The organism is Gilliamella sp. B2838 (genome assembly GCF_026536185.1).
GTDB lineage: Bacteria > Pseudomonadota > Gammaproteobacteria > Enterobacterales > Orbaceae > Gilliamella.
In genome coordinates this window covers 35,454-58,043 of sequence record NZ_JAFNOO010000002.1, presented here as the reverse complement: position 1 = coordinate 58,043, position 22,590 = coordinate 35,454, and the positions used below count along the sequence as shown (strand labels likewise).

Genomic DNA, 22,590 nt, shown 5'->3' with positions numbered 1-22,590 from the left:
CCTATTTTTTAATGGATAACTACTGTTTAGGGGCTTTCACACTCGCCATTAATATTACTGATAAAATCAATGCAGCTCCCATAAAAACATATGAGGCTCCAGCACTGCCAGTTGCTGCGTTTATCACGCCAACAAGCCAAGCGCCAATAAATGCACCAAGTGCGCCGAAACTGTTAATTAAACCTATAGAAACCCCTGACACATTACTTGGTAATAATTCAGGGATTAATGCAAAAAAAGGACCATAAGGTGCGTACATACACCCAGCAGCAATTGATAATAATATAAAGCAGATCCAAAATTGATCACTTCCTAATATATAAGCGGTAAAAAAAGCGATCGTTGCAATTAATAATAAAGGCCAAACAAAAAGTTTTCGGTTTTGCAATTTATCTGAATAATAAGAGACAATTAACATCATTGTAATTGCAACAAGATATGGAATGGCTGAAAGCCAACCAACAGAGACAATATCGACATTACCGGCAGATTTAATAATTGATGGCATCCACATCATAAAACCGTAAACACCAATGCTCCATAGCGCGTGTACAGCACAAAGCTTAATGACATTTCCAGAACGTAAAGCCTCGCCATAATTGCGCATAGGTTTAATATTTTGTTGTTCTTTGTCCATCACCGCTTTAAAATCTGCTTTTTCTTGATCGGTTAACCAGTTTACTTGTGAAGGTTTATCTCGGACGACTATCCACCAAATTAGCGCCCAAAGGACGGCAGGAAGTCCTTCAATAATAAACATTTCACGCCAACCATAAAGATCGATTAAGTGAGCTGATACAATTGACATCCAAAGCACAGTAACCGGATTACCTAATATTAAAAACGTATTGGCTTTTGAACGCTCAGCTTTAGTAAACCAAGTACTAATGTAGATTAACATAGAAGGCATAACGGCAGCTTCAACAATACCTAAAACAAATCGGATGATCATTAAAGATGTAATATTAGTAACCATACCGGTTAATGCAGCACAACCTCCCCATAAAATTAGGCAAATAAAAATCAATTTTCGTACACTACGTTTAACTGCGTAAATTGATCCAGGGACTTGAAAGAAAAAATAACCTAAAAAAAAGAGGGCACCAATTAGTGATGAGGTACTTTTAGTAATACCAAGATCATTATTAATACCGGCGGCTGCGGCAAAACCATAATTGGCTCGATCTAAGTAAGCTAAACTATAGGTAATAAAAATAATAGGCATCAATCGCCACCAACGAGAGGGGGCTAGTTTATTAGTGATATTCATATTAGTTCTCGTGATTTAATAATAAAGAAAATTGTTCAGTCGGTAAGGAGATATCGAAACCAAATACACGCATTAAATTGATAAAAAAGTGATTTGATAACGATCTCACCGTAAAAAACATCACACCGCAGATAACATTCCGCCATCCACATAAAGAATATGTCCATTGACAAAGTTCGATGCTGCTGACGATAAAAATACCGCTGAACCAATAAGTTCTTCTGGTTTTCCCCAACGGGCAGCAGGTGTTCGTTGACATAGCCATTTGGTGAATTCTGCATTTTCAACTAATGCTTTACACATTTCGGTATCAAAGTAGCCCGGACCAATACCATTAACTTGAATGTTGTAACGAGCAAGCTCAACACACATACCTTTAACCAGCATTTTTACCGCACCTTTCGATGCCGCATAAGGCGTAATTGTGTCGCGCCCTAATTCGCTTTGCATTGAACAAATATGAATAATTTTGCCTTGCTTGCGAGCAATCATGTGTTTGGCAACTTGCTGTGATACTAAAAACACCGCTTTTTGATTAACATTAATAATGGCGTCCCAATCCGCTTCAGGAAATTCTGTAAATGGATGACGCCGTTGAATACCCGCATTATTGATTAAGATATCGATTGGTCCGATGTTTTGTTCAATATCATCAATTGCTTGTTTAACTGAACTTGAGTTCGTCACATCAAAACCAATACCGACTGCATCAATACCTTGTTGGACTAATTGTGTTGCAGCATTTTTTGCTCTTTCATCGGTAATATCATTGATGATGATACTGGCACCATATTGTCCCAACCCTTTAGCTAATAAATTGCCAATACCTTGAGCGGAACCAGTAATTAAAGCGCGTTTGCCTTTTAAATCGAATAAAGATTGCATATTTTTCTCCCTTTCCATAATAATGTTATGCATAACAGTTACGCATAACATTATTACTAAAAATAAAAAAAATAAAGTGAGCAAAGCCGCAATTGACAGGAAAATCTCAGTTATGTGATCAAGTTCAAATATTATGGTTAAAAATTTTTGATGGCTTTTTAGAAACTTAGTACTAAACATCTACCCTTGTTTTATATATAATAACCACTTCACTGACTTGGATGTAGAATATCAACTTCGGAGCCTTTCATGCAGCAGTATCGTCCTATCCGTCGCGCTTTATTAAGTGTTTCTGACAAAACCGGAATCATTGAATTTGCCAAATCATTATCAGCTAGAAAAATAGAACTCCTTTCCACTGGTGGTACCGCTAAATTGCTAATCGAAAATCAAATACCGGTAACGGAAGTATCTGACTATACGGGTTTTCCTGAAATGATGGATGGACGAGTTAAAACGTTACACCCAAAAATTCATGGCGGAATTTTAGGTCGACGTGGCATAGATGATCAAATAATGCAAAATCATCACATCGAACCTATCGATATGGTTGTGGTTAACTTATATCCTTTTGCTCAAACCGTGGCTAAAGCCGATTGTACCTTGCAAGATGCGGTTGAAAATATTGATATTGGTGGACCAACTATGGTGCGATCTGCTGCTAAAAATCACAAAGATGTGGCTATTGTTGTTGATTGTGGTGATTATGCGACAATTATTAATATGCTCGATAAACAGCAAAATTCACTGACTTTCGAATACCGGTTTAATTTGGCGATTAAAGCTTTTGAACATACCGCTAAATATGATGGCATGATTGCTAATTATTTTGGAAGACTGGTGCCACCTTATTATGGTGAAACCGATAAACCTTCTGGTGAATTTTCTCGAACACTCAATCTGCAATTTATTAAGAAACAAGACATGCGTTATGGCGAAAATGCTCATCAAAAAGCGGCTTTTTACATTGAAGAAGATATCCAAGAGTCTTCAATTGCAACCGCTAAACAACTACAAGGTAAAGCACTTTCGTATAACAATATTGCAGATACAGATGCAGCACTTGAATGTGTAAAATCATTTGCTGAACCAGCTTGTGTGATTGTAAAACACGCTAATCCTTGCGGTGTTGCGGTGAGTGATAATATTTTAACCGCGTATTTAAATGCATTTAAAACTGATCCGACGTCGGCATTTGGTGGCATTATCGCTTTTAATCGAACGTTAGATGCTAAAACAGCACAAACTATTGTTGATAAACAATTTGTTGAAGTCATTATTGCGCCATCAGTGACGCAAGAGGCGTTAGCGATTACACAAACTAAGAAAAATGTGCGTGTATTAGAATCCGGAAAATTATCAACATCATCGAAAGCCAGCTTAGATTTTAAACGAGTAAACGGTGGACTTTTGGTGCAAGAGCGTGATTTAGGCACAGTTGATGAAACTCAATTGACTGTAGTAACTAAACGAAAACCAACAGCTAAAGAACTTTCAGATGCACTATTTTGTTGGAAAGTGGCTAAATTTGTTAAATCAAATGCAATTGTTTATGCCAAGGATAATATGACAATTGGTATTGGTGCGGGGCAAATGAGTCGAGTATACTCAGCAAAAATTGCAGGAATTAAAGCGCAAGATGAAAACTTACAAGTTGCAGGTTCCGTTGTTGCCTCTGATGCTTTTTTCCCATTTCGAGATGGCGTTGATGCAGCCGCAGCGGTGGGCGTCACCTGTGTGATTCAGCCGGGTGGATCGATTCGTGACGACGAAGTCATACAGGCAGCAGATGAACATAATATTGCAATGATTTTTACCCATATGCGTCATTTTAGACACTAATAATTGAATAACAAGACAATACAATGTCACGAGAAAAGAGCGTGCTAAACTCAGTTTGCAAAAACTCAAATTTCACCTCGCTTTTTAGCTTAAAGTTTTTAAAGGATCTTTTATGAAAGTTTTAGTCATTGGTAATGGTGGGCGTGAACATGCTCTAGCTTGGAAAGTAGCACAATCACCATTAGTTTCAAAAGTCTTTGTTGCACCCGGCAATGCAGGCACTGCGCTTGAACCGAATTTAGAAAATATTAACATTAAAGCAACGGACGTTGGGGGATTGTTAAATTTTGCACAGCAAGAACACATCGATTTAACCATTGTCGGACCTGAAGCCCCATTAGTGATAGGTGTGGTAGATAGCTTTCAAAAAGCAGGATTAAAAATTTTTGGTCCAACAAAATCTGCCGCACAATTAGAAGGATCTAAAGCATTTACTAAAGATTTTCTAGCCAGACATCATATACCTACTGCAGAGTATCAAAATTTTACCGAAGTTACTCCGGCCATTGAATATATTCGTCAAAAAGGCGCGCCAATTGTTATTAAAGCCGATGGCCTTGCGGCAGGTAAAGGGGTGATTGTTGCAATGACAATAAAAGAAGCTGAAGATGCGGTGCGCGATATGCTAGCGGGAAATGCCTTTGGTGATGCTGGGCACCGAGTTGTCATTGAAGAGTTTTTAGAAGGTGAAGAGGCCAGCTTTATTGTCATGGTTGATGGTAAAAATGTTGAACCTATGGCAACGAGCCAAGATCATAAACGTGTTGGGGATGGTGATGTTGGTTTAAATACTGGTGGTATGGGCGCTTATTCGCCCGCCCCTGTTGTTACTGATGAAGTTTTCAGCCGAGTGATGGATCAAATTATTTACCCGACAATCAATGGTATGGCTGAGGAAGGTAATGTTTATGTTGGCTTTTTATATGCTGGGTTAATGATTGACAAAGAAGGCAACCCTAAAGTCATTGAATTTAATTGTCGATTTGGTGATCCTGAAACGCAACCTATTATGATGCGACTGCAATCTGATTTAGTGAAACTTTGTCTTGCAGCTGTCGAGGGTAAATTAGATACCGTCAAATCGAAATGGGATCCAAGACCAGCATTGGGGGTAGTATTAGCCGCCGGTGGTTATCCTGGTGAATATAATACTCAAGATGTCATTCTTGGTTTACCGACAGAATCAACTCAAGATTGTAAAATATTTCACGCTGGTACCAGTTTAGAAAAAGGACGAGTTTATACCAATGGTGGTCGAGTGCTTTGCGTAACAGCTTTAGGTAATACTGTGCTTGAAGCGCAGAAGCGCGCTTATGAACAAATTAAAGATATTTATTGGCATGGTTGTTTTTATCGTAAAGATATTGGTTATCGGGCAATTGAACGAGAAAAGCTTAACCAATAAATGACACTATACAATGATGGCGCTAATAACAGTGCCATATTTTTAATGTAGGCAAAATAAAAAAACATACTAAAAAAATCATAGTAATAACTTTAAAAAAATCAAATAAAATCAATAGAAACACTTCTATTTTTATTCAGTGAGGTAGGTAAAGATTATTCTTGCCTGATCAATAATGTTCATTTTAAGTTATACCACTCTATGTTATGCTAACAGCAATATTAGATCACCGGATATCCCTTATGATAAAAGATCCCTTCTTTGATCGAGAAGCAGAAAAATATGAATCTCCCATAGCGAGCCGCGAACTTATTTTAGATTATTTAACTAAAGAAGCCAAACCCGCAAGTTTAGAGAAAATTGCGCAGGCTGTTGCAATTAAAAACGAAGAGCAAAAAGTCGCGTTACATCGTCGTTTGCGCGCAATGGAGCGTGATGGACAAGTCGTATTTACTCGCCGTAAATGCTACGCCTTGCCAGAAAAATTTGCGATGGTTAAAGGCAGTGTCATTGCGCATCGTGATGGGTTTGGTTTTTTGCGTGTAGAAGGTCAGCCTGAGGATTATTTTTTATCGCCGGATCAGATGAAAAAGGTACTGCAAGGTGATGTTATTTTAGCTCAACCTATGGGTAATCAATATCGTGGAAAAACAGAAGCGCGTGTTGTTCGTATTTTAGAACCTCGTAGTAACCAAATTGTCGGACGTTATTTTATTGAACAAGGTGTTGGGTTTGTGGTACCGGATGATAGCCGTTTAAACTTCGATATTTTAATTGCAGGCAAACCTAATCTCACTGTGCGTATGGGCGCAGTGGTGGTGGTTGAGTTGCAAAAACGCCCTGAACGCCGCCAAAAAGCAGTCGGTATTATTAAAGAGGTTCTTGGTGAAATCATGGGGACCAATCTGGCTATCGACATCGCACTACGTAATCATGAAATTCCTTATGAATTACCAAAACCTGTCGAAAAAGAAGTGAGCAAATTTAGCGATCACGTTCCTGAAAGTGCGAAAAAAGGTCGAAAAGACTTACGAGAGCTTCCTTTAGTGACTATCGATGGTGAAGATGCTCGTGATTTTGACGATGCGGTGTATTGTCAAAAAAATCGAGGTGGAGGCTATCGATTATGGGTCGCCATTGCAGATGTTAGTTACTATGTTCGTCCCGGTAAACCACTTGATAAAGAAGCGTGTTTACGTGGTACCTCGGTTTATTTTCCGTCACGTGTTGTGCCAATGTTACCTGAAGCGTTATCTAACGGACTTTGCTCACTTAATCCACAAGTTGATCGGTTATGTTTAGTTTGTGAAATGACGGTATCGAACAAAGGTCGATTAACAAGTTATCAATTTTATGAAGCGGTGATGAATTCGCATGCTCGGCTAACCTATACTAAAGTAGCTAAAATTTTAGAAGGTGATCGCGAGTTACAAGAACATTATCATGATTTAGTCCCTCATCTGGAAAATCTTTACGGGTTATATAATGTGCTCGATAATTCAAGAGTCTTACGTGGTGCGATAGGTTTTGAGTCAGAAGAGCCAAAATTTATTTTTAATGCCGATAAACGTATTGAAAGTATTGAGCTCGTGCAGCGCAATGTTGCCCATAAAATTATTGAAGAGTGCATGATTTTAGCTAATGTAGCAGCGGCCAAATTGGTTATTAAGGCAAACGTGCCTTCACTGTTTCGTGTCCATGATAAACCCGATGAAGATCGCATGAATAATTTGCGAAGTATTTTAAGCGAATTAGGCGTATCACTGGGTGGCGGAACCAATCCTAAATCTAAAGATATTGCCCAATTGATGTTAGCAATTGAAGAACGTCCTGATCATGAAATGCTACAAACGGTGATACTTCGTTCCATGAAGCAGGCTATCTATGATCCCGAAAATCGAGGTCATTTTGGCTTAGCATTAGATGAATATGCGCATTTTACTTCGCCAATTCGTCGCTATCCTGATTTATTATTGCACCGCACGATTAAATGGATTTTAGCCAATGAGCATGATAAAACCAGTAAAACTGGTGGGCACCGATATACTATGAATGAAATGCTCTATTTTGGCGAACATTGCTCCATGACTGAACGGCGAGCTGATGAAGCAGTACGCGATGTTGTTGATTGGCTTAAATGCGATTATATGCAAGATCATGTTGGTGAAGTATTTAATGGCACGATTTCAAGTGTGGTTAATTTTGGCTTTTTTGTCCGTTTAGATGATCTGTTTATTGATGGTTTGGTTCATGTATCCTCGCTAGAAAACGATTATTATATTTTTGATCCATCACGTAATCGTTTAATTGGTGAAAATACTCGTTACAGTTATCGTCTGGGCGATAAAGTTCAAGTTAAAGTCGATAATGTCAATCCAGAAGAGCGTAAAATTGATTTTTCATTGGTAGGCAGCAATAATAAACCAATGCGTCAAGGTAAAACAGCGAAGACTAAATCGAAACAAGAACAGAAAAAGCCAAAAATTGATCGACCTGTTAAGCGCAAAAGTACAAAATCCACCAGTAAAAATAGTGAAAAATCTCAAAGTAAAATTGAAAGTAAACCTAAAAATAAAAACAGTAAACGAGCAAAGTCAAAAACCAGTAATAAACGAAAAAAGAGTAGCAAATAGATGAGTGAAACAGTTTATGGCATTCATGCCATTGAAGCACTGCTTACCCGTGCGCCGGAAAGAATTATTGAAGTATTTATTATCAAAGGTCGAGAAGATAAACGCCTTATTTCACTGGTTCATCAGCTTGAACAGTTAGCTTTACCGGTGAAAATAACTAACCGTCAATGGCTTGATGAAAAATCTAAGAACGGTGTCCATCAAGGTATTTTAGCTATGGTAAAACCTTGTCGAAGTTATCAAGAAAACGATATTCCATTGTTGATGGAACAAGAATTGAATCCTGTTATATTGATTTTAGATGGTGTCACTGATCCGCATAATTTAGGCGCCTGTATACGAACGGCTGATGCTGCTGGCGTTAATTTTATTATTGTGCCTAAAGATCGCTCCGCTTCGCTAAACTCTACAGCACAAAAAGTTGCTTGTGGTGCGGCTGAAAGTGTGCCGGTGGTTAGGGTGACCAATTTAGCGCGTACAATGCGTATGTTGCAAGATGAATATCAAGTTTGGATTGTGGGTACTGCTGGTGAAGCAGATAAAACACTTTATCAAACCAATTTTTTTACTAAACCCACCTCTCTTGCTTTAGTCATGGGCGCAGAAGGAGAAGGCATGCGTCGATTGACGAAAGAACATTGTGACGAACTTGTGAGTATACCGATGGCAGGAATTGTCTCATCGCTAAATGTATCGGTCGCTACTGGCGTTTGTCTGTTCGAAATTGTTCGGCAAAAAGAACAATCACAAGGATGACAATATGTTAGGATTGTTAAAAAAACTCTTGCCCAAAAAACAGCAAAAATCGCTGTCTGAGCGGGATCTTAATGGACGTAACAGAGTTGGTTACCCAACTCTGCAAATTTCACATGAAATTGATAAGCTAGTTAAAACACAGTACCGTCGAATAAAACCGATTGTAAACATGTACAAAGATACGCTGTTTTTTAAATGGGGTCCAAGTGTTATCAATAAAGCGCTAACTGACGAGCAGATAGCAAGTTTATCGGGGCGTAATGTCCAAATGGTCTATTTGCTACTGTTTCGTGACATGCTAAGACACATTTCTGATTATGTGCAAATGAAAAATGTCGTAGAAAATTGGCCAGATATCTTCGCCCAGCAAGTCCTTGATAATTGTAAAATGCTGAGTGATGAAGATGATAATGATATTGCTAAAAAACAACAGCTATTTGCCAATACGCAGCGTTATACTATTGAGATTCCAATCGATGATAAACATTTAGACAATACCGACAAACCCGATTGGACAGTACCACTTGCCGAATTGATTATGGTTTCACCTGATATGATATATAAATGCCATCGACCATTAATGTCGATTATCTTAAAAAAATTAACTAAAAAAAATAAAGCTAAATAATTTTAATCAAGTTAATTCATTTTTTTATAGATATTTGTAACAACGTTTATTATTCAATAATGTTCATGTTATCTGAAAAATAAAAAAGCCGACGTTATTACGTCGGCTTTTCTTGTTTATGAAGTTAATCTTTGATTAAATTAACATCAATACCGAGACCTTTAGCGACACCTTGCCCATAATCGGGATGAACTTTGTAAAAATGTTTTAATTGACGAATTTGTATATTGCGATCAACATTTTTCATCGACCCAACAATATTATCAATTAATAACTGTTTTTGATCTGGTTTCATTAAATTGAATAATGCTCTTGGTTGTGAATAATAATCACCATCAACACGATGATCATGCTTATCCATTGTGCCTGCCGGGACATGCATAGGCGGGTAGGCATATTGTGGTTGCTCTTTAGGTGCACTATCAACGCTATTCGGTTCATAGTTCGGCGCATTATCTGGGCTGTGAAAACGCATTGCGCCATCACGCTGATAATTATGTACCGGACATTTTGGTGCATTTATAGGTAATTGTTGATAATTCGTACCAATTCGATAACGGTGAGCATCGGCATAAGCAAAAACTCGACCTTGTAACATTTTATCCGGAGATAAACCTATTCCTGGTACTATATTACTTGGTTCAAAAGCGGCTTGTTCGACTTCAGCAAAATAATTTTCAGGGTTTCGATTCAGTTCCATTACACCGACTTCGATTAATGGATACTGTTTTTGTGACCAAACTTTAGTCACATCAAAAGGGTTTTCTGGATGTTGATCGGCTTGTTCTTCAGTCATCACTTGCATATAAAGCCGCCATTTTGGATAGTCGCCATTTTCAATCGCCTTGAATAGATCTTCTTGAGCTGAATCAGGATTAGTTCCGTCCATTTCTGAGGCTTTTTTAGGATCAATATTTTTAATTCCTTGTTCAGTTCTGAAATGCCACTTCACCCAAGTTCTTACCCCATCTTTATTGATAAGGCTATAAGTATGACTACCATACCCATGCATATGGCGGTAACCATCAGGAATTCCTCTATCAGAAAATAAAATGGTCACTTGATGAAGTGATTCTGGTGATAAGGACCAAAAATCCCACATCATTTGCGGATCTTTTAGGTTTGTTTTGGGATCACGTTTTTGGGTATGAATAAAATCCGGGAATTTAATTGCATCACGAATAAAAAATACTGGTGTATTGTTGCCAACAATATCCCAGTTACCCTGATCTGTGTAAAATTTTACTGAAAAACCACGTGGATCGCGGGCTGTATCAGAAGAACCACGTTCACCGCCTACGGTTGAAAATCGCACAAAAACAGGTGTTTGTTTTCCAACATTAGCAAATATACTGGCAAATGAATATTTTGTTATATCATTTGTTACTGTAAAAGTACCGTGTGCTCCCGATCCTTTGGCGTGGACTCGACGCTCAGGAATATTTTCGCGATTGAATTGGGCTAGTTTTTCGATAAGTTGGTAATCATCGAGTAATACAGGGCCTCGAGGACCAGCAGTGCGAGAATTTTGATTATCGGCAATTGGTGCGCCGTTGTTGGTGGTTAATACTTTATTTTCTGACATTGCAATACTCCTTTTTAAATATTTATAACGTGCTTTCAAGAATATTTATCTCCATTTGGAATTAAATATTGGCTCAAAAGACAAAAGAATAGGGCGGTAGTGCATGATAAAAAGTTAACGCTAAATTATTATATCGCTAAATTTGGTTTTTATCATAGATAAATAAAATAAATTGATGTTTTTTTGGGTAATAATGCGAATGATTCGTATTTATTCTATGGGCTTAGTTATCAGTTAAGCATAAATAATTTCAGGCAATCGAACATCCCAAGGTTGATTATTGATTTTTTCGACTTTTTGACAAGCAAAAGCGAGTCCAATAGGTTTAATATTGTAACTTGGATAGTTTTCAAGTAGCCTATCATAATAGCCACCGCCCATTCCCATTCGGTATCCTCGTTCATCAAATGCAACCAATGGCGTAAAGATAATATCAAGTTTTTGATACGGTATGACAGTTGAAACGTTTAAAGCCGGTTGTAAAATACCAAACCGATTTTTTAATAAAGGCGTATTTGGGGTGTAGTGTAAAAACAATAAATGTGTTTTCACAAATGGATGAATAATGGGTAGATAAACAGATTTATTTTGTTGCCAGAGGTATTCGATTATTGGTAGCGTATCGATTTCTCCATCAAATGGTAGAAATATCGCTATATTTTGAGCTGAATTAACATCGGCATGATGGGTAATTTTATGATAAATATTTTGCTGGGCAACTTGGCGTTCATGGTGGGATAATTGCCGTCTTTTTTGACGGATAATCTGTCTAATGTTCATCAATTACCACTACAAAGTCAAAACAATGAAAGGCACTCCAAGATGTCGTTAGGGTCGTAACCCTTGAACCCAAGGTTCAAGGTGAACAGCATGTTCCAATTTTTAGGTTTCCTTATCAATAAGGCATACACACCAATTGAAAATCACACCGTTCTAAAGTAAAGAATATCGGCTCAGGGGACTAACCCATATCGCGAACATCTCAGAGATGGGTATAATATTACTAAAATTAACAAATGATACAAGATCGTTTTGATTAAATTTACAATTAAAACCATTAATTGTTGCCATTTAAAGCTGAATCAAGTAATTGTTGTAACATTTTTAATCTATCACTGAATTCATTACTTTTTTCTTTTTCTTTTGTTAGTTCGTAAGAAATATTCAGTGCTGCGGTCATAATGAGTTGTTCACTACTTATTTGTGATGACTTTTCACGTAAATTATTTAAGCGCGCATCTAAGTCTTTTGCGGCATTAGCGAGTGCGTCAACTTCATCAACCGGACAATTAAATTTTAAAGTACGTCCAAAAATTTGAATAGTGACAGCTTTAGTTTCCATATTTAACCTATTGTTTTATAAAATTATTAATTTTTTTGATAATATGTTCACAGTTTAAACCCAGTTCATTGCGAACCTCAGTTTGTGATCCTTGCGCAATAAACTTATCAGGTAACCCAATATTTAAAATATCACATTTTATTTTTTTCGATAATAAAAATTCACAGACGCCACTACCAGCTCCGCCTTTGATACTGTTTTCTTCAACGGTGACCAGTATATTATGTGTTTGGCTAATGTGCAAAAGGACTTTTTCATCCAATGGCTTTACAAAGCGCATATCTATGACTGTAGCATTAATTTGGTTGGCTGCCTGTAAAACTTCAGGCAGTAATGTGCCAAAATTGAGTAAAGCTATGTTTTGCCCTTCACGGCACAATTTTGACTGACCTAACGGTATTGTTTGTAACGGTTTTAATAAAGCACCAATACCTTCACCACGAGGATAACGCACAGCAACAGGGCCATGATGTAAATAACCGGTATAGAGCATTTGCCGACATTCGTTTTCATCGCTTGGTGTCATAATAACAAAATTGGGTATACAGCGTAAAAAGCTTAGATCAAATGCACCTTGATGTGTTTCACCATCAGCGCCAACAATCCCAGCTCGATCAATAGCAAATAGTACGGGTAAATTTTGAATGGCAACATCATGAATAACTTGATCATAAGCGCGTTGTAAGAATGTTGAGTATATGGCAACTACAGGTTTAAAACCGCTAATTGCAAATCCTGTTGCCAGCGTGACAGCATGTTGTTCTGCAATGGCAACATCAAAAAACTGATCAGGGTATTGATCAGCAAATTTTGTCATGCCTGATCCTTCACCCATAGCTGGCGTTATTGCAACTAGCTGTTTATCATGCTTTGCCATTTCACATAACCAATCACCAAAGACTTGTGAATAAGTTGGGGCAACGTTGTTGGTTTTAGGCAAAGTGCCGTCAACTGGGTTAAATTTAGGGACGCCATGCCATAATGTTGGATCTTGTTCAGCTGGCGCATATCCTTTGCCTTTTTTGGTAATAATATGAAGTAGTTGTGGTCCTTTTAGTTGACGCACTTTTTGCAATGTGAGAACTAAATTTTCAACATCATGCCCATCAACGGGGCCTATATAATTAAAGCCAAGTTCTTCAAATAAAATAGCTGGCGTGACTAATCCTTTTAAATGTTCTTCCGTTTTTTTAAATAACTCTTTAAGTGGTGGAATATTGGCAAGTACTCGCTTACCACTTTCACGAAAAGAGGCATAAGCTTTACTTGATAAAATTTGGGTTAGATGTTGATTAAGCGCACCTGTATTTTCAGAAATTGACATGTCATTATCATTAACAATCACTAACATATCTGGCTTAATATGCCCGGCATGGTTCATGGCTTCAAACGCCATGCCTGCAGTTAATGCTCCATCACCAATAACTGCGGCAACTTTTTGCCCTGATTGTTTTTTTTGCTCGCTAATAGCTATTCCAAGCGCAACACTAATCGATGTAGATGAGTGACCGGTTGTTAATACGTCATATAGACTCTCCTCACGATGAGGAAATGGATGTAATCCATCTTTTTGTCGAATCGTGAGCATCTTATCACGGCGACCAGTTAAAATTTTATGTGGATAAGCTTGATGCCCAACATCCCATATAACCTTATCAAAGGGCGTATAATATACATAATGTAATGCAACAGTTAACTCAATAACACCTAATCCGGATGCAAGATGACCGCTCGATTTGCTAACGCTATCAAGTAAAAATTGTCTTAACTCGCGACAAATTTCGGGTAATTGAGACAAAGGATATCGTCTTAAATCTTCTGGCGAGTTGATGGTTTTTAGTAACGGATAATTATCCAAATTCATTGTCATCATTGAGCTATTGTTTAACTTTTACGATTAATAATAAAATCAGCCAGTTTTTGTAATGGTTGGCTATCATAAGGTATTTGGTTAAGACTATCGATAGCTTGGTCATACAACGTTTGGGTCATTTTTATTGCTGATTGTAGTCCAATTAAAGCGGGATACGTGCTCTTTTCTTGCGCGATATCTGAACCTTGAGGTTTGCCCATAATTGCTTGTTCACCGATTATATCTAAAATATCATCCTGAATTTGAAACGCTAACCCAATTGCTTGAGCATAACTGTCTAACATGGCATAGTAAGGTTTACTGTCTTCTCCACATGCCAACGCACCAAGTCGGACGGCTGCTTTGATTAGTGCACCAGTTTTATAATTGTGTATTTGTTGTAAATGCTCAAGTGTTACCGTTTGATGTTCAGCTTGTAAATCCAGTGACTGTCCAATGCACATGCCATTTAATCCGCTAGCTTTGGCTAATTCAGCAATCATTGAAATTTTAGTTTGGTCATTAATGTGTTGGCTTTCAGAGAGTATAGTGAATGCTAACGTTTGTAAGGCATCGCCGGCTAATATTGCCTGCGCTTGCCCAAATTTTATGTGACAAGTTGGTTTGCCTCGACGTAAATCATCATTATCCATAGCGGGTAAATCGTCATGGATTAACGAATAGGTATGTATTGCTTCAATGGCTGCCGCCGCATCATCAAGCTTAGCGAGTGAACAACTAAACATCTGTCCTGTTAAATAAACTAGAATAGGCCTAATTCGCTTACCCCCTGCTAACAAGCTATAACGCATTGCTTGTTGTAATTCGGAACAAGGAAACTGCGAAATGTAGGCTGCTAAAAACGAATTAATCCGTTCTTGTAATACATTAAGATTATTCATCATGATTAATTGAGAATTCAGACAACTGCGCATCACTATTTTCAGCTAATAATATCTGAATACGTTGCTCTGCTTGTTGTAATTGTTTTTGCCCCGTTCGGGCTAATTTAACCCCTTTTTCAAACTCATTTAATGCTTCATCTAATGGTAAATCACCATTTTCCAGTTGTGAAACAATCGCTTCAAGTTGCTTAAGTGTTTGTTCAAAACTTGGTTCTGTCACTGGTTTTTTTGCCATATGCGCTTCCTTTTTTGCGTAAATGAGTGTACACATAATTTCAATAAGGATAAATAAGGTTATTTTTATGCTGAAATATGTGTTTCCTCTGAAAATTTAATAACATAATAACTCATGGTATTCACAATTTAAGATTATTTGACAATAACAGTTAATCTTCGTTTTCACTATCTACTTCATCTTTCGATATTAAAGCTAGATCAGGATTGATCGGTTTTTTAACTTCGATGCCCATTTCACGAAAACGTTCAATTTGTCCAATTATATTACCACGTCCTTTGGATAGTTTATTTAACGAATTTTGATAAGTTTGCTGAGCTTTATCAAGGCAATTTCCTAAGTTTTCCATATCTTCAATAAAACCACGAACTTTATCATATAATTTACTTGCTTTGTCGGCAATTAATTCAGCATTGCGGTTTTGGTATTCATAGCGCCATAAGTTATGAATCGTACGTAAAGCAACTAATAATGTGGTTGGACTGACTATCATAATATTATTTTTTAAAGCATCGTTAATCAACGCAGGATCATGATCAATGGCCGATAAAAACGCTGGCTCAACAGGAATAAACATTAAAATATAATCTAACGAATTAATTCCATTAAGTTTATGGTAATCTTTTTGGCTTAGTTGTTTTAGGTGATTACGTACAGCGGCTAAATGTTCAGCCATTGATTTACTTTTAATCGTATCATCATCGCTATTGAAATAACGTTCATAAGCAACGAGTGTTACTTTCGAGTCAATGACCACATCTCCACCTTGTGGTAAGTGAACGATAACATCTGGTTGCAATCGCAGATTGTTTTCATTGGTCAAATTAACTTGTGTATCATATTCATAACCTTCTCTTAGCCCTGAATTATCAAGTATTTGACTTAAAATAAATTCGCCCCAATTACCTTGGGTTTTATTATTACCTTTCAAAGCGTTAGTTAGGTTGTTGGCCTCTTTTGTCATCTGCTCATTAAGTTGTTGCAAATTACGGATTTCATGCGTCAAGGTATGGCGTTCTTTTGCCTCTTGACCAAAGCTATCTTGTACCTGCTTTTTAAATCCTTCTAATTGCTCTTTTAGCGGAGAAAGTAAATAATCAAGGCTTTGCTTATTTTGTTGTTCTATTCTTTTACCACTTTGCTCAAAAATTCGATTAGCTAAATTCTCAAACTGAGTTGTTAGCCGCTGCTCACTTTGCTCAAGTATTGATTGCTTTTCATAAGCTGAGCTTTTCGTTTCTTCCAAACGGGTTTTTAGCTCAGTAATAGTTGCATTTTGTGTCACATATTGTAGACGATATTGATTGAGTTCATTTTCTAATTGTTGTAACTTTTCAGTCAAAGATTGACTTTCATGATTTTTTTGCGACAGTTGCAATTCAAATAATTGATTTATATTATTTATAGTGAGTTTAGATTTGATCACAACAATTAATAATATCAATGCTATCACAGTCATGATGATAGCAACCCATTGAGTTAAACCTAAAGTTCCGAGCATGGTTTAAGCCCTATCAAAAGTGAACGATATAACGTCATCTAAGGTCGTTGAATTGAGGGCTAGCATAATTAAACGATCTAAGCCTATAGCAACACCTGCACAATCCGGTAAACCTGACTCCATGGCGGCAAGTAATTCAATATCGATATTTTGTTGAGGTAGATTTTGTTTAGAGCGATCTAAATTATTCTGCTCAAAACGTTGTCTTTGCTCTTGTGAATTAGTTAACTCTTTAAAACCATTGGCAAGCTCAACCCCTTTATAATAAAACTCGAAACGGCCAGCTACACGATGATCTTCACTACTAATTGCAGCTAATGCGGCTTGGGATGCGGGAAAGTGATACACCGCAATCGGTTTTTCAAGTCCAATATGGGGTTCTACACCAAAAGTGAATAAGCATTGTAATAGCCCATCTTTGTCATAATCATCAACATTAATACCAATATCAAGTTGGTTAATGGCTTTTACTAATGTCGCGTGATCGGCTTCTAGTGGATCAATATTTAAATGACGTTGAAACGCCTTTTGGTACGAGACTCGTTCAGCCGGTTCACAGTCTAAAATAGTTTGTAATAGGTCGTCGACTTCATTAATCATTTGCATCATATCATACTGTATACGATACCATTCGAGCATGGTAAACTCTGGATTATGAAAACGACCAACTTCTTCATGATTACGAAAGCATTTGCATATTTGAAAAATTGGACCACTACCAGCGGCAAGTAGACGTTTCATATGATATTCAGGGCTGGTGATTAAAGACATCTTTCGTCCAAGTTGTTCGTCAAATTCACCTGGTTTAAAAAATGTTGTAGAAAATGAACTTAAATGTACATCTGTAACAGCATATTGGCTCAATGTCGGCGTTTCGACTTCTAATATACAGCGATCAGCAAAAAATTGTCGTACTTGTGAAATAATTTTCGCGCGCTTAAGTAAATTATTGATAGATGAGGAAGGTTGCCAAGTCATAAAAAAATATCCATGGATTTTGATTAGTTACTAAAAAAAGAAAATAGGGCTAATGCCCTATTTTTTATTACTGGCGTTCATTTTGCCACAAAGTGAATAAATTGTCGTATTTTTCTTGCTGTTGCCAAATATGACGATGAAGTGCAGAAAGAATAATTGGGTCTTCTAAAATTGCTAGTTGTTGTTCTTTATTGATTTTTGCTAAATCAACCTGTTCAAATTGTTCAATCAGTTCACTACGTTTTTGCTGATTTTTTACATTAGATAAATGGCGCGATGTGGATAATGCACAAGCTAATGCATTATACAAAGGATCAACTAATGCCATTATAAAACCATGTTCAACAATATTTGCTTCAGTTTTAACCAAATACTCACCTGTAAGTGTTACCGCTCTTGCTGGGTGCGTTTCTTCAGGGGTTAAAAACAAACCTGCTTTTTGCGCTTTGATACCAATACTTGATAAGCCCGATACCCTAATGACCAGTGGTGAAATGGTTAACGGGATAAGTATGGCGATATACCATAATGTAAATTGCGGATTTAACCAGATAATAATACATAACCAAACTATGCCTAATAATGAAAGAGGCCAACAAAAATAGAATGATTCTCCCCAAGTTAAAGCATCATCGTTTCTGGAGGGTGATTTCCATTGAATTTTACTCCCTAACCAGGCTTTTATCACAAATTTACTGTGAAAGATCATCCGTATTGGTGCTAAAATCATTGACCATATCATTTCAATAAATATAGATAGTGTCAATTTAAAGACACCGCCTACCTCTTTAGCGCCTGTTCTAGCAATAATAATGCCGTAACTGAAAAATTTTGGCGCAAATAATAACACCATAGTGGTAGATAATAGTTGAATTGCTAAATTTTCATCCCATTTGGGCCAGGTAGGATAAAATTGATTTGGCTGGAAAAAATATTGCTGATCTGACAAATTAAAAACTAATAGCAGTAATGTTGAGAAGATCAAAAATATTAACCATAACAAAGATGAGATATATGCCATACCACTGGTTAAAAACATAACACGGTGGGTTAGTGTAATACCACTTTTAAAAATTAAGCGTAAATTGATTAAATTCCCCATACACCAACGATTATCTCGTTTAAGATCTTCAATCATATTTCCAGGTAACTCTTCATAGCTACCATTCATATTATAAGCAATCCAAACACCATAACCGGCACGGCGCATTAAGGTTGCTTCAACAAGATCATGCGATAAAATATGTATTGGTCCTTTGCGTTTTTGTAGTGGCGATAAAATGCAGTGCTCAATAAATGGCTTTAAGCGAATCATCGCGTTATGTCCCCAGTATTGGGCTTCACTGAGTTGCCAAAAGTGGGTTCCAGAACAGAAAATATCACTATAAATTTGATTAGCAAATTGCTGAATTCGTCCGTAAAGGGTTTTCATTCTGACTGATTTAGGCGGAGATTGTAAAATACCTGCTTTAGGCGTCATCTCCATCATTGCAATCATATTCAGTATGCAATCACCTGTCATAATGCTATCAGCATCAAGAATTAGCATATATTCATATAGGTGTCCCCAACGTCGGCAAAAGTCATCAATGTTGCCACTTTTGCGCTTAACACGACGCTTACGATGGCGGTAAAAAACATTACAACCATTATTCTGTTTTTGGGCATTAAAATCAGCCCAAGCTTTTAGTTCATTGACATAAAGATCGGGATCATTGGTATCACTCAAAATATAAAAATCACAGCAAGCTGCGTTTCCGGTCTCCACCAATGATTGATAAGTTGCTTGTAACCCAGCAAACACACGTGCGACATCTTCATTACAAATTGGCATAACAAGGGCTGTACGATGTTTGGCATCAATATGTGCTGCAGCATCTTTTGGGATTTCAATGGTATAACGATCTTTCCCCATAATAGCTAAAATAAGCCCCATAATACTGGTCCAAAATCCAATTGAGATCCAGGCAAATAAAATTGCAAACAGAGCGATAATAAACCATTGTATAATATAAGGAATAATACTATATATTGCCAATTCAGGATTGATTGCCCAGTTGGCCATAAAATTAATTTTTTGCCAGCTTTGATAGGGTAATAGTGTTGATAGATAGCTGGTACCAAAATAGGTTTGAACCACAATAAGCGCAAGCATGATTAATCGTCGTATAAGAGCTAAGATATTCAAGCCGGACTTCATTTTGGCGTGATAACGCTTATTCCATATTTGTGGTTGAATCGAGACCCGTTCAACTTCCGGGTAACTTGGTTGCTGCTTTCTTTCATCGATATAAGTTGAGGTATCACCAATTTGGTTTAGGCGATATTTTAAAAACTCACTATCATCTGAAGGAATATCATTGTTTTTTAAATTCTGGTGCCAGTTAGCTGCACCAGAAAGAGTTGAAAAGTAATTGTTTTTCATATTATTGGCTTATTATTATAATTTTATTGTCCAGGATATTGACCGCTCCATGTTTCAGATAAAACTTCATTCGTTTTTTCTGATGCTAATTGGATGCGGATATCCGTTGGTTTTTTATTATCTTCAACATTAAATCGAACCAGCACTCGCCAACCTTTAATAACCGGATTGTACTGGACATCACTACTGACAATAGAACCATTATTGATGCTTGATATGACTTTCACCGGAACTTGTTCTGATAGTTGAGGTCCTGCAAAATCAATAACATATGCATTAGACCCATCAAGCTTACGAATTAAGTTAGCCTGTTTAATATCACCGAGTGATAATCGCGTGCTAATTGCTCTTGCTATATTATCTGGATAACGTTGTTGTTCATCCAATGTATAATGTAGGCGATATTTAAAACTAAGAGTGTCACCAGCTTTGTATTGTTTTTCTGGCACCCAATAAGAGACAATATTATCGTTGGTTTCGTCTGCGGTCGGGATTTCAACTAATTCAACTCGTCCTTTGTGCCAGTCGTCCAAAATTTCTGTCCAAACACTCGGACGTTGTTCATAGTGATCATCAAGATCTTGATAATCATCAAAACCTTTATCTCGCTGAATTAACCCAAATCCTTTAGGATTATCTAAACTATATGATGAGAAAGATAAACGTTTTGGATTATTGAGTGGTCGCCAAATCCATTCGTTATTATTTGATAAAATTGATAACCCATTTGAATCATGCATTGCAGGACGATAATTAAGTAATGGGGAAGGTTGATTTGGTCCATATAAATACATGCTGGTTAATGGTGCGACACCGAGTTTTTTCACGCCATCTCGGAAGAATACTTTAGCTTCAACGGTAATTGTTGTATCGACGCTCGGTACCAAAGTAAGTTTATATGCACCAGCTACACGTGGAGAGTCAAGAAGTGCATAAATCACTAAATGTTTTTGATTAGGCAGCGGCCTTTCAATCCAAAACTCTTTGAATCGAGGAAACTCTTCACCAGACATTTCACCCGTATCGATGGCTAACCCTCTTGCTGAAAGTCCATAACGTTGATCTTTACCTACCGCTCTAAAATAACTACCACCCAGTGCAGTGAAAATTTCGTCATCTGTTTTAGTCGGATTATTAATTGGATAATGGACTTTAAATCCAGCAAAACCAAGATGTTTTGTGTCTAACTTATCGAGATTAATTTTGCTTAAATCGAAGTAACTTGGATCGAATTTAATCTCGTTAACTTGGTTATTAACAATTTCATTGATTTTTACAGGCGTATCAAAATACATACCTTCATGATAAAACTCAAGTTTAAAACGGCTTTTTCGATCACTCCAGTAAGCTTTTTGGTGATTAAATTGAATTTTCTGATAATCAGCGAATTGTAACGATGATAGTTCGTTTGGAATATTTTTAGTTGGTTGTACATAAGCTTGTTTTGATAAATTTTCAGCTTGCGTCACCACATCATTAAACGAAAAAGCCCATGAAGAAAAACTGATACAAGAAGCCGACACTACGCAAAGCATCTTGCCAGTGAATGTTTTACTAAACTGACTAATTGGTAATAAATTGTGCATAAAAAACTCGCGTTAGGATTATCTAAAAATATTTATATAATTAATAATGTTGTCTTTTGGATCGTCTAAACATTTTTCAAGAAACTCACTTTTCATTTCTTGCAAAATACTTGGATTTTCATCAATTAAGAAGTGTGAATAATTATCTTTGATGATTTTAGCATGTAATGATGACATATCTTCTTCTGACATTTTGAATAAAGGTTGGAAGTAGTTAGAAACTTTCTGATTGTCATTGGTATAAACAGCAGCAAGAAAATCTGCTGAGAGGTCACAATAATTTTTTATATTAGCAGGTGTTGCTTTTATTTTGCTCAATTCAACTTTATGTTCGGTCAGGTTTTCTTCAAGAACTTTCTTAATCTGTTGATTATATTTTAATTTGTAATATTCAGTCAGGTAAAAATTCAGCACGCAAGATGATTGGTTTTCATCATTTTGGCAACTTAATATGCCGGTTTTTTTAATGTAATTATCGAAGTTTTTTGTACCAATAAGTTGTTGTAATTGTGTTTTTGCATTAACAACATATGGATTATTTAATTCGGTTTGTTGTTTGATTAATGTTAACTCATCTGTTTCAATCGGCTGTTCTATTTTTTTCACCGGTGCAGCCGATCTATGTACACAACTGGCAACAAGAATAGGAACAATTGCGCAGATTAAAATGTTACTAATTTTCATATTAAATTCCATGAATATATTTTAGAGTTGTAATTTGAGGGCTGGCTATTAGTCTTTGCCCGAAATTATATACTCATA

18 protein-coding genes and 1 other RNA gene are annotated in these 22,590 nt (G+C 36.8%); 5 read left to right on the top strand and 14 right to left on the bottom strand.

All coding sequences use genetic code 11. The features are described 5' to 3' along the window. Positions 1-19: 19 nt before the first annotated feature. On the bottom strand, positions 20-1,270 hold the full coding sequence (locus J3U63_RS02085; RefSeq protein ID WP_267370338.1) for an MFS transporter: 1,251 nt from the start codon (positions 1,268-1,270) through the stop codon (positions 20-22). Between the two features lie 120 nt (positions 1,271-1,390). Next, complete coding sequence (gene idnO / locus J3U63_RS02080) at positions 1,391-2,155, bottom strand: gluconate 5-dehydrogenase (RefSeq protein ID WP_267333346.1); 765 nt, start codon at positions 2,153-2,155, stop codon at positions 1,391-1,393. 249 nt (positions 2,156-2,404) lie between these two features. On the opposite strand from idnO, the gene purH reads away from it, so the two are divergent. The 5 genes from purH (at position 2,405) to J3U63_RS02055 (ending at position 9,419) form a co-directional block, all read left to right on the top strand. After that, positions 2,405-3,997 carry a bifunctional phosphoribosylaminoimidazolecarboxamide formyltransferase/IMP cyclohydrolase gene (gene purH, locus J3U63_RS02075; protein ID WP_267343544.1) on the top strand — a complete coding sequence of 531 codons (1,593 nt, stop codon included), beginning with the start codon at positions 2,405-2,407 and terminating at the stop codon, positions 3,995-3,997. A 112-nt stretch (positions 3,998-4,109) separates the two neighbouring features. After that, the gene (gene purD / locus J3U63_RS02070; RefSeq protein WP_267333348.1) at positions 4,110-5,402 is read left to right on the top strand and encodes a phosphoribosylamine--glycine ligase; all 1,293 of its coding nucleotides are present in this window, start codon (positions 4,110-4,112) and stop codon (positions 5,400-5,402) included. A 242-nt stretch (positions 5,403-5,644) separates the two neighbouring features. Then, positions 5,645-8,035, top strand: a complete 2,391-nt coding sequence (rnr, locus tag J3U63_RS02065) for a ribonuclease R (protein WP_267343543.1) — start codon at positions 5,645-5,647, stop codon at positions 8,033-8,035. After that, positions 8,036-8,791: a 23S rRNA (guanosine(2251)-2'-O)-methyltransferase RlmB gene (gene rlmB / locus J3U63_RS02060; protein ID WP_267366442.1), complete on the top strand. Its 756-nt coding sequence runs from the start codon at positions 8,036-8,038 to the stop codon at positions 8,789-8,791. A gap of 4 nt (positions 8,792-8,795) precedes the next feature. Next, positions 8,796-9,419, top strand: a complete 624-nt coding sequence (locus J3U63_RS02055) for a hypothetical protein (RefSeq protein ID WP_267366444.1) — start codon at positions 8,796-8,798, stop codon at positions 9,417-9,419. A gap of 124 nt (positions 9,420-9,543) precedes the next feature. On the opposite strand, the gene J3U63_RS02050 is transcribed toward J3U63_RS02055, so the two are convergent. From J3U63_RS02050 to J3U63_RS01995, 12 genes are all read right to left on the bottom strand, one after another. Further along, on the bottom strand, positions 9,544-11,004 hold the full coding sequence (locus tag J3U63_RS02050) for a catalase (RefSeq protein ID WP_267333352.1): 1,461 nt from the start codon (positions 11,002-11,004) through the stop codon (positions 9,544-9,546). A 234-nt stretch (positions 11,005-11,238) separates the two neighbouring features. Next, the gene (locus tag J3U63_RS02045) at positions 11,239-11,784 is read right to left on the bottom strand and encodes a 5-formyltetrahydrofolate cyclo-ligase (protein ID WP_267370337.1); all 546 of its coding nucleotides are present in this window, start codon (positions 11,782-11,784) and stop codon (positions 11,239-11,241) included. Positions 11,785-11,815: 31 nt separating this feature from the next. After that, a non-coding RNA gene (ssrS, locus tag J3U63_RS02040) (6S RNA) lies at positions 11,816-11,996 on the bottom strand. A 65-nt stretch (positions 11,997-12,061) separates the two neighbouring features. Beyond that, positions 12,062-12,346 (bottom strand): cell division protein ZapA, encoded by a 285-nt coding sequence (gene zapA / locus J3U63_RS02035; protein ID WP_267333354.1) that lies wholly within the window; start codon positions 12,344-12,346, stop codon positions 12,062-12,064. A 7-nt stretch (positions 12,347-12,353) separates the two neighbouring features. Continuing rightward, on the bottom strand, positions 12,354-14,216 hold the full coding sequence (gene dxs / locus J3U63_RS02030) for a 1-deoxy-D-xylulose-5-phosphate synthase (RefSeq protein WP_416381284.1): 1,863 nt from the start codon (positions 14,214-14,216) through the stop codon (positions 12,354-12,356). A gap of 14 nt (positions 14,217-14,230) precedes the next feature. Continuing rightward, a complete protein-coding gene (gene ispA / locus J3U63_RS02025) occupies positions 14,231-15,103 on the bottom strand; it encodes a (2E,6E)-farnesyl diphosphate synthase (protein ID WP_267333356.1) in 873 nt (290 codons plus the stop codon). Continuing rightward, positions 15,093-15,338, bottom strand: coding sequence for an exodeoxyribonuclease VII small subunit (gene xseB / locus J3U63_RS02020; protein ID WP_267333357.1), 246 nt, complete (start codon positions 15,336-15,338; stop codon positions 15,093-15,095). The genes ispA and xseB overlap by 11 nt, the downstream gene beginning before the upstream one ends. A 151-nt stretch (positions 15,339-15,489) precedes the next feature. Further along, on the bottom strand, positions 15,490-16,797 hold the full coding sequence (gene rmuC / locus J3U63_RS02015; protein ID WP_416379640.1) for a DNA recombination protein RmuC: 1,308 nt from the start codon (positions 16,795-16,797) through the stop codon (positions 15,490-15,492). 45 nt (positions 16,798-16,842) lie between these two features. Further along, positions 16,843-17,817, bottom strand: coding sequence for an elongation factor P--(R)-beta-lysine ligase (gene epmA, locus J3U63_RS02010; RefSeq protein ID WP_267333359.1), 975 nt, complete (start codon positions 17,815-17,817; stop codon positions 16,843-16,845). Positions 17,818-17,884: 67 nt separating this feature from the next. After that, complete coding sequence (gene mdoH / locus J3U63_RS02005) at positions 17,885-20,242, bottom strand: glucans biosynthesis glucosyltransferase MdoH (protein ID WP_267348724.1); 2,358 nt, start codon at positions 20,240-20,242, stop codon at positions 17,885-17,887. A gap of 23 nt (positions 20,243-20,265) precedes the next feature. After that, on the bottom strand, positions 20,266-21,777 hold the full coding sequence (locus J3U63_RS02000) for a glucan biosynthesis protein G (RefSeq protein WP_416379639.1): 1,512 nt from the start codon (positions 21,775-21,777) through the stop codon (positions 20,266-20,268). 69 nt (positions 21,778-21,846) lie between these two features. After that, the gene (locus J3U63_RS01995) at positions 21,847-22,512 is read right to left on the bottom strand and encodes a hypothetical protein (protein WP_267370333.1); all 666 of its coding nucleotides are present in this window, start codon (positions 22,510-22,512) and stop codon (positions 21,847-21,849) included. Positions 22,513-22,590 lie beyond the last annotated feature (78 nt).

Coding starts and splice junctions, on each gene's coding strand:
- epmA (WP_267333359.1), bottom strand. CDS start 17,817: ATGACTTGGCAACCTTCCTCATCTATCAATAATTTACTTAAGCGCGCG.
- ispA (WP_267333356.1), bottom strand. CDS start 15,103: ATGATGAATAATCTTAATGTATTACAAGAACGGATTAATTCGTTTTTA.
- dxs (WP_416381284.1), bottom strand. CDS start 14,216: ATGACAATGAATTTGGATAATTATCCGTTACTAAAAACCATCAACTCG.
- J3U63_RS02000 (WP_416379639.1), bottom strand. CDS start 21,777: ATGCTTTGCGTAGTGTCGGCTTCTTGTATCAGTTTTTCTTCATGGGCT.
- J3U63_RS02055 (WP_267366444.1), top strand. CDS start 8,796: ATGTTAGGATTGTTAAAAAAACTCTTGCCCAAAAAACAGCAAAAATCG.
- zapA (WP_267333354.1), bottom strand. CDS start 12,346: ATGGAAACTAAAGCTGTCACTATTCAAATTTTTGGACGTACTTTAAAA.
- J3U63_RS02085 (WP_267370338.1), bottom strand. CDS start 1,270: ATGAATATCACTAATAAACTAGCCCCCTCTCGTTGGTGGCGATTGATG.
- xseB (WP_267333357.1), bottom strand. CDS start 15,338: ATGGCAAAAAAACCAGTGACAGAACCAAGTTTTGAACAAACACTTAAG.
- J3U63_RS01995 (WP_267370333.1), bottom strand. CDS start 22,512: ATGAAAATTAGTAACATTTTAATCTGCGCAATTGTTCCTATTCTTGTT.
- rnr (WP_267343543.1), top strand. CDS start 5,645: ATGATAAAAGATCCCTTCTTTGATCGAGAAGCAGAAAAATATGAATCT.
- J3U63_RS02045 (WP_267370337.1), bottom strand. CDS start 11,784: ATGAACATTAGACAGATTATCCGTCAAAAAAGACGGCAATTATCCCAC.
- purD (WP_267333348.1), top strand. CDS start 4,110: ATGAAAGTTTTAGTCATTGGTAATGGTGGGCGTGAACATGCTCTAGCT.
- idnO (WP_267333346.1), bottom strand. CDS start 2,155: ATGCAATCTTTATTCGATTTAAAAGGCAAACGCGCTTTAATTACTGGT.
- rlmB (WP_267366442.1), top strand. CDS start 8,036: ATGAGTGAAACAGTTTATGGCATTCATGCCATTGAAGCACTGCTTACC.
- purH (WP_267343544.1), top strand. CDS start 2,405: ATGCAGCAGTATCGTCCTATCCGTCGCGCTTTATTAAGTGTTTCTGAC.
- mdoH (WP_267348724.1), bottom strand. CDS start 20,242: ATGAAAAACAATTACTTTTCAACTCTTTCTGGTGCAGCTAACTGGCAC.
- rmuC (WP_416379640.1), bottom strand. CDS start 16,797: ATGACTGTGATAGCATTGATATTATTAATTGTTGTGATCAAATCTAAA.
- J3U63_RS02050 (WP_267333352.1), bottom strand. CDS start 11,004: ATGTCAGAAAATAAAGTATTAACCACCAACAACGGCGCACCAATTGCC.